This window comes from Treponema primitia ZAS-2 (genome assembly GCF_000214375.1).
In the GTDB taxonomy this organism is placed as follows: domain Bacteria; phylum Spirochaetota; class Spirochaetia; order Treponematales; family Breznakiellaceae; genus Termitinema; species Termitinema primitia.
Window position 1 is genome coordinate 1802749 of record NC_015578.1, and the last position, 13610, is coordinate 1816358.

The window sequence follows — 13610 nt, forward strand, 5'->3', positions numbered from 1 at the left end:
AAAAAGAAACTCCATAGGCTACCATGGACCCATGAATGTTGAGAAACTCCTATCATGGAAGGGCGCCGGGCCTGGGCCGCTTATTTATTTCATCGGCATCAAGGGTACGGGTATGTGCGCCCTGGCTGAACTGCTCCATAATTCCGGATTCTCTATTTCCGGTTCGGACCGGGACGAGGTTTTCTACACCGACGGTATCCTTAAAGAACTGGGCATACCCTATGTTGAATCCTTTGCCCCGGAGCATGTACCCGCCAAGGCGGATCTGGTAATCTATTCCGCCGCCTATTCAGCGGAGACTAACAGTGAAATTGCGGAGGCGAAAAAGCAGGGCCTCCCGGTGTTGAAATACACCGACGCCCTGGGGGTCTATTCGGCGGGCTTTGATTCCGCAGGCATAGCCGGGGTCCACGGAAAGACCACTACCACCGCCATGGCAGGTACCCTGATCCGGGGTGCGGGGCTTCCTGCGCGGATCCTGGCAGGCAGCGCCGTAGCCGGTTTTGGCGGGCGTTCCACCCTCATCCTGGGGGACAAGTACTTTGTGGCGGAAACCTGCGAATACCGCCGGCACTTCCTGTCCTTCCACCCCCACCGTATCATCCTGACCAGCGTGGAAAGCGACCATCAGGATTACTACCCCACCTATGAATCTATCCGAGACGCTTTTATTGAATACGCCAAACTGCTTCCGGTTAACGGTGAATTGATTTACTGCGCCGACGATCCAGGAGCCTGTGAAGTTGCAAACTCGATTAACAAGGGAAGAGTAAAACTAATCCCCTACGGATTCACCGCTTCGGGGAATTTCAAAATAGTTTCGTACAAGGCCGAAGCGGAACGTTCGGTGATGCGGATCGCCGCTTTCCCCGGGGAACTGCGGCTGCGGGTCCCGGGGCGGCACTGCGCCCTGGACGCCGCAGCCGCCCTGGCCCTGACAGATTCCCTGGTAAGGGCCGAGTCCGGTTCCTGGACCGCGGAAGCCCAGGAAGGGGTGCGAAAAGCCCTGGAGGATTTTCGCGGAAGCCGGCGGCGCTCGGAAGTAATCGGAGAAGCTGGAGGCATACTCTTCATGGACGACTACGGCCATCACCCCACAGCTATAAAGACCACTCTGGAAGGGCTCAGGGAATTTTATCCCCGCCGCCGTCTTGTCCTCAGTTTTATGTCCCACACCTATACCAGAACTGCCGCCCTGCTGGATGAATTCGCCGCTTCCCTTGAAAAGGCGGATCTTGTGGTGCTGCACAAAATCTACGGCTCCGCAAGGGAAGCCTACCAGGGTGGGGTTAATGGCAAAACCCTCTACGAAAAAACTAAGGCCCTGAGGAAGGGCGTATATTATGAAGAGGAACCCCTGGGCGCAGTAGAATTGCTGAAGGGTTTACTCAAGCCAGGTGATCTTCTCCTCACCATGGGCGCCGGGGATAACTGGAAATTGGGCAAAGCCCTGTTTGATCACTACAGCCAAGAGGCGCCCCGGTGAAAAGTATGACCGGCTATGCATACGAAGAACTGCGGGATGAAGAGATCTCCCTTTCCGTGGAGATCAAGGGGTATAACAGCCGCTATCTGGATCTTTTTGTTTACCTTCCCCCCTTCCTCTCCTCCCTGGAACCGGAGATTCGCGACTACCTGAGTTCCCGTTTCAGCCGTGGAAAGGTGGAGGCAGGCATACGGGTCAAGGAACGGAATTCGGACATTTACCTATCGGTAAACCAAAAAGCCGCCAAGGTTTACTATGAAGCGGTAGCCGGCTTGGCTAAAGAACTGGGCATCCGGGAAACCCCTTCACTTTCCCTGCTCCTGGGCATGGAAGGGGTGCTGGAAATTGAAAAAAACCGGGACGACAACCGCTACCGGAAACTCATTGAGCCACTGCTGAAAAACGCAGCGGACAAATTTGAGGCGGAACGTATCAGGGAGGGTAAACACACCGAGGATGATATACTCTCCCACATCACGGTCCTGGAAGAGGCGGCCAAGACCGTAGCTTCCCATGCCCCGGCCATGGAAGCGTCGATTCAGAAAAACCTTAAGGATCGTTTTGCCGAACTTTTGGGAGACCGTATCGACGAAAACCGCATCCTCGCAGAAACCGCAGTATTACTGATGAAGTACACTATTTCTGAGGAACTCTCCCGGCTATCCTCCCACCTGGCAGAATTCCGGGCGGAAACAAAACGCAACCCCAGCCCGGGAAAAAAGCTCGACTTCCTCTGTCAGGAGATAAACCGTGAAATTAATACCATAGGTTCCAAGACCCCCCTGCTGGAGGTAAGCCGGGCGGTGGTGGAGATGAAAGATACCCTGGAAAATATCAGGGAGCAGTTAAGGAATATTGAATGAAAAAAGACATACGTATCGCCATTTCAGGAAAAAGCGGCTGCGGGAATACCACTATCAGCAGAATGGTTTCAGACACTCTGGGCCTCAGGTTCATCAATTTTACCTTCCGCAGCCTGGCTGAAGAAAAGGGCATGAGCCTGAAGGAAGTGCTCGATCAGGCGGCAAAGGACGATTCCTGGGACAGGGAGGTTGACAGCCGCCAGCTAAGCCTGGCAAGGGGGGAGGGCGGCTGCGTGCTCGGTTCCCGGCTTGCGATCTGGATGCTCAAAGAAGCAGACCTCATGGTATACCTTAAGGCCAAGCCTGAAACACGGGCCAGCCGTATCGTGAAGCGCGAAGGAGGCTCTATAGAATCAGTGGCGGCCTTTACTGCGGAACGGGACAGGCAGGACCGGGAGCGGTATATCAGAATTTATAACATCGATAATGATGATTACAGCTTTGCTGATCTTATTATCGATACGGATACTGTGGATCCCCGGACAATTGCGGACCTGATTGTCTCCAAGGTAACAGAAAAATTATCCTGATATGGATACCGGGGAATTCAGGGCCATTATCTATGACAACTACGAAAAGTCGGGAAGATCTTTCCCCTGGCGGAAGAAAACCGGTCCCTGGGGGGTGCTGGTTTCGGAGTTCATGCTTCAGCAGACCCAAACCGAACGGGTTATCCCCTACTGGAACCGGTGGATGCAGCTCTGGCCCAAGCCTGCAGACCTGGCCAAGGCGACCCTGGAAGAAGTTCTCCGTGAATGGAGCGGCCTGGGCTACAACCGCCGGGCCCGGTTCCTGAAAGAATGCGGCAGGGTCATCGCTGAGGAGCACAATGGCAGGGTGCCAAAGACCCCGGAAAAACTCCTCCCTCTGCCTGGCATAGGTGCCTACACCGCCGGGGCCATTGCATGTTTTGCCTATAATTACCCTGCGGTCTTTATCGAAACCAATATCCGCGCCTCGGTGCTTCACTTTTATTTCCAGGACCGCCGTGACGTAAAAGACGCGGAAATTTTTCCCATTCTCGACGAAGCCATGGACCGGGAAAACCCCCGGAAATGGTACTATGCCCTGATGGACTACGGCGCGGCCCTGAAAAAAATCACCCCCAATCCGAACCGCCGCAGCGCCCACTATACCAAGCAAAGCCCCTTTGAAGGATCCTTCCGGCAAATTCGCGGCCGGATTATTCGCTCCCTGGTTTCAAAAGGCCCGGCATCGGCGGAGGAACTGGCCTCCCGGACCGGGACAGAAACCCCGGATATCTACAAGGCCCTGGAGGCGCTCAAAAACGAGTCCATGGTAGCTGAAGCGGAAGGTGTTTACCGGATTGGCAATGTGTAAGCGGAGCCGGGTATGTAGATAGCGGGGTTTAGAAAATCCGTAGCTTGACAGGGAATGTGGCTTTTCAGTAAAATAACTGCAGTTGATATATTTATTTGCGGATGTCGTATAACGGCTATTACCCTAGCCTTCCAAGCTCGAGACGAGGGTTCGACTCCCTTCATCCGCTTTTGCAGTCAAAAAGGCCAGGATTTCCTGGCCTTTTTGTTTTAGCTTCCTGCAATATTATCAATAAGCCAGCCTAAAATGACCTCGATTCGCTTCCGAATCGCCGATGGTATGTTTATCCTGCCTGCGATAAAATCGGAAACCTCAGCCACGGCCACGCTGTAAACCAGCACTCCCTCGGTAAGAGGTTCAACGTAGAACTGGGCGTTGAATTTTTTTTCCTTAATAACCGGGATAATTCCGTATGAAAGGGATTTGAAATTTGAAAGGCCGTAAAGCAGCCCGTATTCTTCGACGCTAATATCCGCCTGGTAATAGGAATTACCGAAATTAATATCCTTAAGGCATACATATATCCTGTCCGACCGGGGCAGGGTATATGTGGCGGCGGGGTCAGGTATGGCCCTGGTTCTTTTGGGGCTTTCCACACGGGTGGAATCCTCAAAAAGGGGAACATTTTCATCCCGTGTGAAAGAATGATACAGCCGGCCCTTCAAATCCCGCACCTTACCCATGGCATTGTATATGTCTAGCAGTTCCACCGGCTTATCCAGATAGGGTATCACTGTCAGGGATTCCACCAGACAGCTGGGACGCAGATCCGCCGTCATCAGGCCGGATACTTTAATGCCTATTTCCCCGGCGGGCTGCATATACAAATTAGAATCTTTTTCCCGGGCCTCGGTTAGCACCCCGGTTAAAATCTGCTCCCTTCTCTCCTGGTTCATGTGGGGAAAAAGATCCTCCAGGGAGCGGCCTTGGGCAAATACAATCGACCCTGCAAAGAACAGGAGAAGTGCTGTTACTTTTATTCTCACCACTTAATAAGCTCCCTTGCCCTTCAGAACAACCCCGACAGTTTTATAGAGTATCCAAAGATCGAGCCACACGGACCAGCTTTGCAAATAATAGGTATCAAAAGCTACCCGCTCGCCATAATTTGTATCCGAACGGCCTGAAACCTGCCAAAGTCCGGTAAGTCCCGGTTTTACAGAAAAAATACGGTTATAATCCTCTCCGTATCTTTCAACCTCATCATCCACCACCGGCCGGGGCCCTACCAGGCTCATTTCTCCCCTGAGGATATTGATAATCTGGGGGAATTCGTCAAAGCTGGTACGCCGTAAAAATCTTCCGATACCGGTAACCCGGGGATCGTCCTTTAGTTTATGATTCGCTTCCCACTCCTCCCGTATCCTTGGATTGGATTCCAGCATGAGTTCCAGCTGTTCCTTAGCATCCACCACCATGGACCGGAATTTATAGGCCTTAAAATGCTTACCGTTCCGCCCAAGCCTGGTATGCCCGTACAGAACCGGACCCGGAGAAGTAAGCTTTATCAGTAACGCAATGAAGAGCAGGAAGGGCAGGATAATAATTCCGCCGATGATGACAATACCCAGATCAATTAACCGTTTTATTCCTAAGTTCCAGAACATTTTCAGCCGTTGGCTGGAGGCGAAGCCCAGGATACCGTCAAAATCACGAACAGCCATCCATATATTGGTAACCCCAAAAAAATCGGGGATCAGTACATTGTACCGGAATGCGGAGATGGAATAATTCAGAAGATGGGCCAGTCTGTCACGATCCGCTTTTGGCATGGCCACTATGGCCATTTTGATATTATACCGTTTTACCAATTCAGCCCCGATACTGGTATCGTGAATAATGGGAACACCTTGGTAATCATTCCCTGTGGAGGGATCGTCATCCAGAATCAGCACCGGCAGATACCCTATCCGGTGCTTCAGGCAGCGGTCCACAACCATCTGTCCAGTATCCTCCCCACCGAAAACCACTGCCGGTATGCCCCCTAGGTTTGTTTTCTGCAAAAAAACGCGCATACCCGAGCGGCATATCAGAAGAATAATGGTAGAAAAAACAAAACTGACAATGAAGGCCACGGAAATAGCGTCAAATTCCTGATCTTCTATGTACCGAGAAAAAATAATGCCCCCATGGGCCATAAGCGAGCTAATGGTAAAATTTTTCAGCTCCTCCGCAGGGGCCAGGAAAACCCCGGGATACAACTGGGATACATAAAAAATTATGATAAACACCGGAAGGTAAGGCCAATAGGTGATAAAGGATTTGAAGTTTATGGCACTCATATTGTAGAGGTTGACCATAAAAAAGCCTGCCCCAAAGGAGAGCATGACCCCGAAAAGATCCGCGATAATCATCATAGTAGTGGTAAGGGCGGAACTGGTGCGCCGGTATCTAGTTCGGTACCAGACATCGAAATCATTTAAGGTCATGGTTATAGCATGGGGGATTATTGAATATTTTTCAAGATTCAAAAAACCGCCTAAGTTGACAAAAACCATCTTTTTATGTGATACTTTTTTGAATGGCAGCACCGGGGTACAGATTCAGGATTTACCGTGTCTTCCTCATTTGCGCTTTTTTTATCGGTTTTTTCCGCTTGGAAGCCCTTCCTTTTACGGTAATTTCCCCGGGGGATCCGGTGCTGGAGGATCTGCGCTTCCTGGTCCGGGAATCGGGCCTGAGTTTCCGCTCCTTTACCCCCCCCCTGTCCCGGGACGAGGTACAGCAAATACTGGAAGATATTGATGAAGGCGCCCTTTCGGACGCCTCCAGGGAAGCCTGGCGGAGGGTACAGGACGCATTGGCTCCCCCTCTGCTGTATCAAAATGGGGTTTTCGGCTTGTCGGCTCATATCCGGGCAAACCCTGAGATCCATATACGGACCAATAACGACATCCCCTTTTCCCGGGGTGACACCGAAGCCCCGCAATTTTTAGTCCTGCCTCTGAATTTTTACTTTGCCGATACGGTTCAGCTTGTGGTGGAACCCCTGATCACCGCCGACCCTACCTATTACACTGAAAAAGACGCCTACTGGGGCAGCAATGTGGTCTATGATCCGGACCGTTTCGATATGAATATGCCCCTGCGGGCTTTTATCGCCGCCGGAGGCCCCTGGTGGAATTTCCAGCTTGGCCGGGACCGGGTTTCCTATGGGGTAGGGCATACGGGCAACCTGGCCATCTCGGATAACCCGGATTACTACGATTTTGCACGGCTCTCCTTTTTTTCAAAGAATTTCAAATACTCCCTGTTCATGAGCCAGCTCCCCATGAATATTACGGAACTCATAGGCCCGGCCAGAACAAGCCCCCCGTTTTATGACCCTGACACGGATCTTCAAAGAACTACGAATCGGTACATGTACATGCACCGGGTGGACGCCCGGCTTTTTAAGCGGCTTTCCATAGGGTTAAGTGAGGGTATCATGGCCGGTGACGGCCCCCCGGAAATACGTTTTATGAATCCCTTTGTGTTGTTCCATTCACTGTTTGCCTGGAACGATTATGACCAGTGGGGGGATAAATATGCAAAAAATGCTATTCCTGATGGTGAAACAAACGAAAAATTCGGTGATATGGTGGGTTCCATCATGTCCCTGGATATCGAATGGGCCATCATCCCCTCCCTGGCCCTGTACGGGCAGTTCGTGATGAACGAATTCGCCAGTTCCTTTGAAACGGGACACCAAAACCCTCCGGACGGACTGGGTTTCCTTGCAGGAGTGGAGCATGCCCGCTCTTTCAAAGGCTGGAGAGCCCTTATATATGGGGAATTTGTGTATACCGAACCCTATGTCTATACCTTGTCCACCCCTTTTTCCAGTTTTATCTGGATGCGGAAGCTTTCGGATAACACAGAAACCAAAAAACTACGCTACCTTTGGATAGGCCACCCCGAAGGCCGGGATGCCATACTCTTTGCTCTGGGCGCAGGCCTGTCCAGGGGGAATCTGGGCTTCTCCCTGGATCTATCCTTTATCAATAAGGGCGAACATGGTATACTCTGGGACTGGGTAAAAACCCAGGAAGCCCGGGAAGAAGGCGTCCTCTCCGGCAGAGTGGAGCATAAACTTGCCGGAGGCTTTGAAACGGTATGGAAACCTATTTCCCTGCTTACCCTGTCGGGGTATATTGGAGGGGCCGTGGTTCTTGACGCGGATCATGTTAAGGGGCGGGATGAGTATGGCTTGGAATTTATCTTTTCCGCCGCCTTTAGTTATTAAATTTTCCCCTGGAAGGATGTGATATGAGCAGACGCGTACAGCTTGTTTTGGTTTGTTTTACCCTGGTATTGACCATGCCCCTTATGGCCCAGACCCACGTGTCACTGCCCCTGGGGGATCCGGTATATCATATTCTTGAAGTAGCTGAACTACGGGGGCTCTGCGATCCCCTGCCGAAGGCAAAACCCTATTCCCGCTCTGTGGCGATTTCTGCGGCGGAAAAAATTTTGAGTTCCCGCTCCAGCCTCCGTTTCGGCGGGTTGAGCGACAAGGAATATCAGCTGCTGGAGAAATTTCTGGAACCCTACGGGAAAGCAGATGCGGGATTTGACAGGTGGAAGGGGACTTATCGTTTTGAGAATGCAGCGGAGGGCAAAATACACCTTTCGGCAGAAATGGGGGCGAAAAACGAGACCTCCGTTTCAGGGGCCTACTATTTTCAACAAGACGAGGCGGTTTTTGGGGAAGAGTGGTGGTTTACCCCTTATGTTGTAGGGGATTTAGGCAATTTTTTCTCATGGGGATTTATTCTTAACGGGGGGATCCTGTATTCTCCCCGGGAACAGGTTGGTATTTTTCAAACCTATCATTCTGAATTTGGCGAAGGGCATGATAATTATATTAACCGGGAAATGATCGCCTACAGCCAGCCCCTGGCTCACTTCCCCTACAGCTATCAGAAACGCTGGGACGGATTTGTCTGGAACTACAGGGACATTTCCAATAGCGGGCAGCTGGGATGGCCCGAGGGTCTCTGCATTGGATACTCCATGCTGCCTGAAATAGGAGGCTCCCTCTTTGATGGTATTTTTACCATGCGGGGAGGGCGTATGTTCCGTGAATGGGGCGCCATGAGCGAAGGCAGCAGCCTGATATTAAACCAGTCCGCCCAGCCATTCCTCGGGCTGGAAGCGACAGTAAGCCCCTTTAAATGGCTTGGCTTCTCAACCATTACCGGGATTCTGGAATATTATGATGAAGCGGGCATTATCGATTCCCCATCCACCAATCAAAACGCCTTTTCTCTCTCTATGGTGGAAATAAATTATAAAAACTATTTCCACTTTGATTTTGGCAGCGCCGCTGTATGGCCCAAACGTTTTGAGCTGGGCTATATATTCCCCTTGACCAGTAACTTTTTTTACCAGAATAATATCGGTGATTTTGATAATATGTCACTGTTCTTTGATATTAAGGGACAATACCCAGGACTTGCCAACCTTTGGCTTTCCTTCTACCTGGATGAAATAAACCCGGAACTTGATATATTCGAAATGGACCGGTCTATGTTTGCTTTCCAGGTAGGTTCAACCGCACAGATACCCTTGTTGCCTTTCGCTTCCATAACCCTCAGTTATACTAAGGTCGAACCCTATTGCTATACCCATACAAGGCAGATACTCCCCTGGTATGGTGAAAATTTAATGGAACAGGCCTACACCAACAACGGGGAGGGGCTTGGTTACTATTTACCCCCTAACTCTGATGAAATCCTAGTCCGCTTTAAAACTCTGTTAAGCGCTTATACTACTGCGCATTTCCAGTACCAGATGATTCGCCACGGGGCTGAATACGGAAGCGCCGCTGTGGACGGCAGCTCTTACCTGTCTGAACTGGATCCCAGCGGCCGGAGTACCAAAGCCATACTCAGAAAAGATTTTCTGCATGATGGCGCATATCAGTGGATGCACATCATCAAGGCAGGCGCAGAACATTCTATATCCAGCGATGACGGTAAAAGAACCCCCTTACAGGTTTTCTTTGAAGCCGGTGTCGTACTCTCTTACTTCACCAAGGGGAATGGCAATTCTCTTTCAATAATAGATACCGATGAGTACCCAAAATCAAACGGGCTTCTTCTCACGGTGGGATTCAAAATATACCCCTAGACTATACCCGTTCTTGTTCTTCGATAATTTTTCTGATCCCGGAAACAAACGCTTCCCGGGAAAAACGCTGCACATGTTCGGTAAACACCTTCCGGTCAGAGAAGTACTCTTCGCAGGATTCAAACCTGTCCATTGCTTCTATCAGGGAATCGGTACTCTGTTCATCAAAAAAAAGCCCTGTCCCGTTTTCCTTTACCGTATCCAGAACTCCCCCCTTGCGGAAGGCAATTACCGGGCACCCTGCGGCGTTTGCCTCCACAGGAACAATGCCAAAATCTTCGATACCCGGAAAAAGCAGAGCCTTAGCCCGGGAGTAGAGCCCCCTAATTTCTTCATCAGAAACCCTCCCGGTAAAAGTGACAAGCTTTGACTTTTTATATTTCCCTGTATCCCGGCTCTTTGCACCTGCCCCTGCCACCACGAGCTTTCTCCCTGACCGTACACAAGCCTCAATGGCAATATCCGCCCGTTTATACCCCGTAAGCTGACCAAAAAAAAGGTAGAAATCCTCCGGTTTCCGTTCCAGGGTAAGATATTTTTCAATAGCCACCGGCGGGTAGACCACCGCAGCTTTCCTGTTATAGTAACGTTCAATACGTTTTGCTACATAGGATGAATTGGCAATAAAGCGGTCAACCAGATTGGCAGAACTTACATCCCAGAGGCGCAGGGCCGGTATAAGTTTGCTCATAAAAAATCTGACCAAAGGGTTCGCCCCACGAAAATATCCGTGGTACATATCCCAGAGGTACCGCATGGGGCTGTGGCAGTAACAGATATGATAGGCGTCTGGATTCGGAACCACCCCCTTTGCAGGTCCCGATTCACTTGAAATAATCAAATCATAATCCTGAAGATCAAATTCCATAAGAGCTTTAGGCATCAGGGGCATATATTTCTGGTACAGTTTCTTTGCAAAGGGCAGTTTATTTATGGAGGAAGTGTACACCGGATGGGAATTAATGACGTCCGATACAGTGGCCCGGTCATAGACGTGGGTAAAAATATCCGCCTGAGGAAACATCTCCAGGAGGACTTCCAGTACTTTCTCGCCTCCGCGCATATTAACAAGCCAGTAGTGTACAATGGCAACTTTCATGGGTTATCCTTAAGGCTGTATCTGAACGGCGGCCCAGTTTTTTGAGTCAAAAATATTGTCATGAACATAGAGCCATTCATCTTTTTTTATATTAAATTTATATTTTCCATGATTGCCGATATTAAACAGCCCCGACGTGGAAATAAATGCTCCATCAGCTTTATTACTTTTCAGCGGAACTAAAGTAAACGGATTAACAGGCGAATCTATAATTCCATTGATTGCCAACAATCCAGAATCCGCATTGGTCATAAAAGAATTATCGATTGTAATATCTTCCCCGGTGGAATCAAAATCCTTGACTAATAATAACGGATTATAAAGTTGAACGCAATCCCCATTCGGCAATGTAATATTATTTGGAAATTTACTAAATATACCATATCCATGATCTGAAACAATAATTATCCTGGTATTATTATAAATTTTATTTTCCTGTAAAAAATCAAACCATTTACCCAAGGCAATAACAGAAGAGGCATTAACATGATAATCGTCTTCTTCTGCAAATGGACCGGTGCCCAAGGTGCTTATAAATGTTGATGGCTTATAATCAGGTAGTTGTAAAAAACTTGGGTAATGGGTAGTATCATTTATCATCATGTTGAAATAATTTTTGCTATCGTTGATTGAAGTAAGTTCAGGTAAAATATCTAAAGCAGAATAATTATCAATTAATGAATTACTCATATAAATTGTTTCAGAGTTAGCCAGCCATTTTCCATGATCGTATATAAATATTCTGAAAAAGAGCGGTGAAATTTTAAAAAACGAAAAACGGATTAAGTTTTTTTTAAGTACAGCAGCGACAGAAATCGTTTCTTTGTTTTCATTCTTGCTTTTCCAATAATCAGAATATTTACCAATAATGTTTTCTGCATGAATATCTGGATATTTATCAAAAATACTCAAATCCGGAGTCCAACTATAATTTGCAAAGGAAGGATCGGTTACGGTAACCTTAAAATTTTTTTCAGAAAATATTTTGGGCAATAAAAGAATCGCTTGATTATGTTTTTCAACCAATGATTCTGTATTTCTTTTCTGCATTTCAAGTGGTGTATATTCATACCCGCCAAAAACAGGAGGAGAGCCAAAAAGTGTAATCGAGCCGAAGGAAACACAATTAGGATACCAAGTAAACCCGCTGAAAGATTTTTTAAGTTCCGGTTTTTCCTGAAAAATATAAGGCAAATAACCGCTTATAGCTCTGTCAAGCATAATTAGCAGTACATTTTTACCTTCCTGTGAAAATTGGTATACAGGAACAACCTCATTATTTATAGGTACAATAGTTCTATGGTTTGAAAAATCCATATAATCGGAATAAATCCTGAATATATTGATAATTCCAAAGCCAATTAGGGAAATAAGAAATACTGCTTGTATTGAATAGATAATCTTTTTATTATTATAAATAAGCAATAATAATATTATTAAGGAAACAAATAGTATTACCGCAGCATTAATTATACTGCTTATGAGGCTTATTTCAAATGTCATAAAAAATATCACCATATTATTCATAGCGCCATAATTTCCGGGAAAAATAAATGTATTGATTACAGCGATGATGCATGCTATTAATAATAAAGATGTTAATATAATTTTACTCTTTTTGTTGGATAAATAATAAATACATATAGGCCAAAAAAGGAATATTCCCGCCGATTGTGTCATGGTGGTTAATAAAAAAGGGAGAGGGGAATTGTAGGATTCTAGAAAACAAAATTCCTGAACTGAGGAAATAATGAGTAGGCTGGGAATTACCAGCCCGGCAAGAAGAAAAAGAATCGTACATGTTAAAATGAAGGTAATATCGTTATATACGGAAGAGGTGTTTTTTATTTGAACAGATTCTATGTTTTTTTTAATATATTCCAATATTTTTAATATTGAAGGTATAAAATAAAAAACAGAACATAATAATGCAGAAAATATGCGTTTATGCAGAAGGCCCGTATGAAAAAATAGAATATAAATAATTAATGGAACTATACATAAACAGATAAAACGATATATAAGTAATTTTATATTTTTTTTATGGCTAAGACAGTGTTTTAACAAGGAAAAAATATTGTTCATAGTCCAATAGAGAACCAGCCCTGCGGGAGAATTATATAGTAAAAAAAGAAAAATGAGAGACATGGCATAAAGCTGAATTCTTTCATTTTTTGCCGATCTTTTGGCATATACCGTGCCAGATATGCAATTTATAATAGTCATGATAATCGGCATTATATTTATTGCAATTCCGGAAACAGTGATAATATTATCCGGTTTACCCAAATCCTTGATAAATAAAAATGAAACATTCTGTATGTATGCCAGATGAGATATATATGAATATGCTGCAATAAAAAAAGGAATCTGTATAAGTAATCCAAAAACATTGCGCATTGAGTATACCGGGTGATAATGGTTTTGCCTGTAATATGTTGACAATACCATAAATCTTTCATCACCCTTAAATACCTTTTTTATTTTATCTATCTTGGGTTTCATCCGTTTTTGTATTTCAGATTCGGCATGTTGATGTTTTTCAGCAATCAAGTACAAAGGCAGGGTACATATACTTACCGTAAGGCTTACTCCCAGAAGGGATATTCCATGATTATCAAATATTCTATATACAAAAAGATAACATAATTCAATAAGCTGAATAATAGGGAAAATAATAATGGTATACAGAATGTTTAACATATTT

General features: G+C 46.7%; 10 protein-coding genes and 1 tRNA gene. 7 read left to right on the forward strand and 4 right to left on the reverse strand.

What is annotated here, in order from left to right; all coding sequences use genetic code 11:
• Positions 1–31 precede the first annotated feature (31 nt).
• The 5 genes from murC to TREPR_RS08020 all read left to right on the forward strand — a co-directional run bounded on the left by murC (position 32) and on the right by TREPR_RS08020 (position 3859).
• Complete coding sequence (gene murC, locus TREPR_RS08000; RefSeq protein ID WP_015707791.1) at positions 32–1486, forward strand: UDP-N-acetylmuramate--L-alanine ligase; 1455 nt, start codon at positions 32–34, stop codon at positions 1484–1486.
• A 5-nt stretch (positions 1487–1491) separates the two neighbouring features.
• Positions 1492–2349: a YicC/YloC family endoribonuclease gene (locus tag TREPR_RS08005; RefSeq protein ID WP_245534808.1), complete on the forward strand. Its 858-nt coding sequence runs from the start codon at positions 1492–1494 to the stop codon at positions 2347–2349.
• Positions 2346–2879: a (d)CMP kinase gene (gene cmk, locus TREPR_RS08010; protein WP_015707793.1), complete on the forward strand. Its 534-nt coding sequence runs from the start codon at positions 2346–2348 to the stop codon at positions 2877–2879. Before TREPR_RS08005 ends, cmk begins: the two co-directional genes overlap by 4 nt.
• A gap of 1 nt (position 2880) precedes the next feature.
• On the forward strand, positions 2881–3690 hold the full coding sequence (locus tag TREPR_RS08015) for an adenine glycosylase (protein WP_015707794.1): 810 nt from the start codon (positions 2881–2883) through the stop codon (positions 3688–3690).
• A gap of 97 nt (positions 3691–3787) precedes the next feature.
• Positions 3788–3859: transfer RNA gene (locus tag TREPR_RS08020), tRNA-Gly, on the forward strand.
• A gap of 40 nt (positions 3860–3899) precedes the next feature.
• Here the strand turns inward: TREPR_RS08020 and TREPR_RS08025 are convergent.
• Positions 3900–4679, reverse strand: a complete 780-nt coding sequence (locus TREPR_RS08025) for a DUF6675 family protein (protein WP_245534809.1) — start codon at positions 4677–4679, stop codon at positions 3900–3902.
• Positions 4680–6161, reverse strand: a complete 1482-nt coding sequence (gene wbaP / locus TREPR_RS08030) for an undecaprenyl-phosphate galactose phosphotransferase WbaP (protein WP_245534810.1) — start codon at positions 6159–6161, stop codon at positions 4680–4682. It abuts the gene before it with no gap.
• A 50-nt stretch (positions 6162–6211) separates the two neighbouring features.
• On the opposite strand from wbaP, the gene TREPR_RS08035 reads away from it, so the two are divergent.
• Together TREPR_RS08035 and TREPR_RS08040 are read left to right on the forward strand one after the other, a co-directional pair.
• Entirely contained in the window at positions 6212–7915 is a 1704-nt protein-coding gene (locus tag TREPR_RS08035; RefSeq protein WP_015707797.1) for a capsule assembly Wzi family protein, read from the forward strand.
• A gap of 23 nt (positions 7916–7938) precedes the next feature.
• On the forward strand, positions 7939–9804 hold the full coding sequence (locus TREPR_RS08040) for a hypothetical protein (protein WP_015707798.1): 1866 nt from the start codon (positions 7939–7941) through the stop codon (positions 9802–9804).
• A gap of 1 nt (position 9805) precedes the next feature.
• Here TREPR_RS08040 and TREPR_RS08045 read toward each other — a convergent pair whose 3' ends face one another.
• On the reverse strand, positions 9806–10903 hold the full coding sequence (locus TREPR_RS08045) for a glycosyltransferase (RefSeq protein WP_015707799.1): 1098 nt from the start codon (positions 10901–10903) through the stop codon (positions 9806–9808).
• A gap of 9 nt (positions 10904–10912) precedes the next feature.
• Positions 10913–13606 carry a membrane protein insertase YidC gene (gene yidC / locus TREPR_RS08050; protein WP_015707800.1) on the reverse strand — a complete coding sequence of 898 codons (2694 nt, stop codon included), beginning with the start codon at positions 13604–13606 and terminating at the stop codon, positions 10913–10915.
• Positions 13607–13610: the final 4 nt, after the last annotated feature.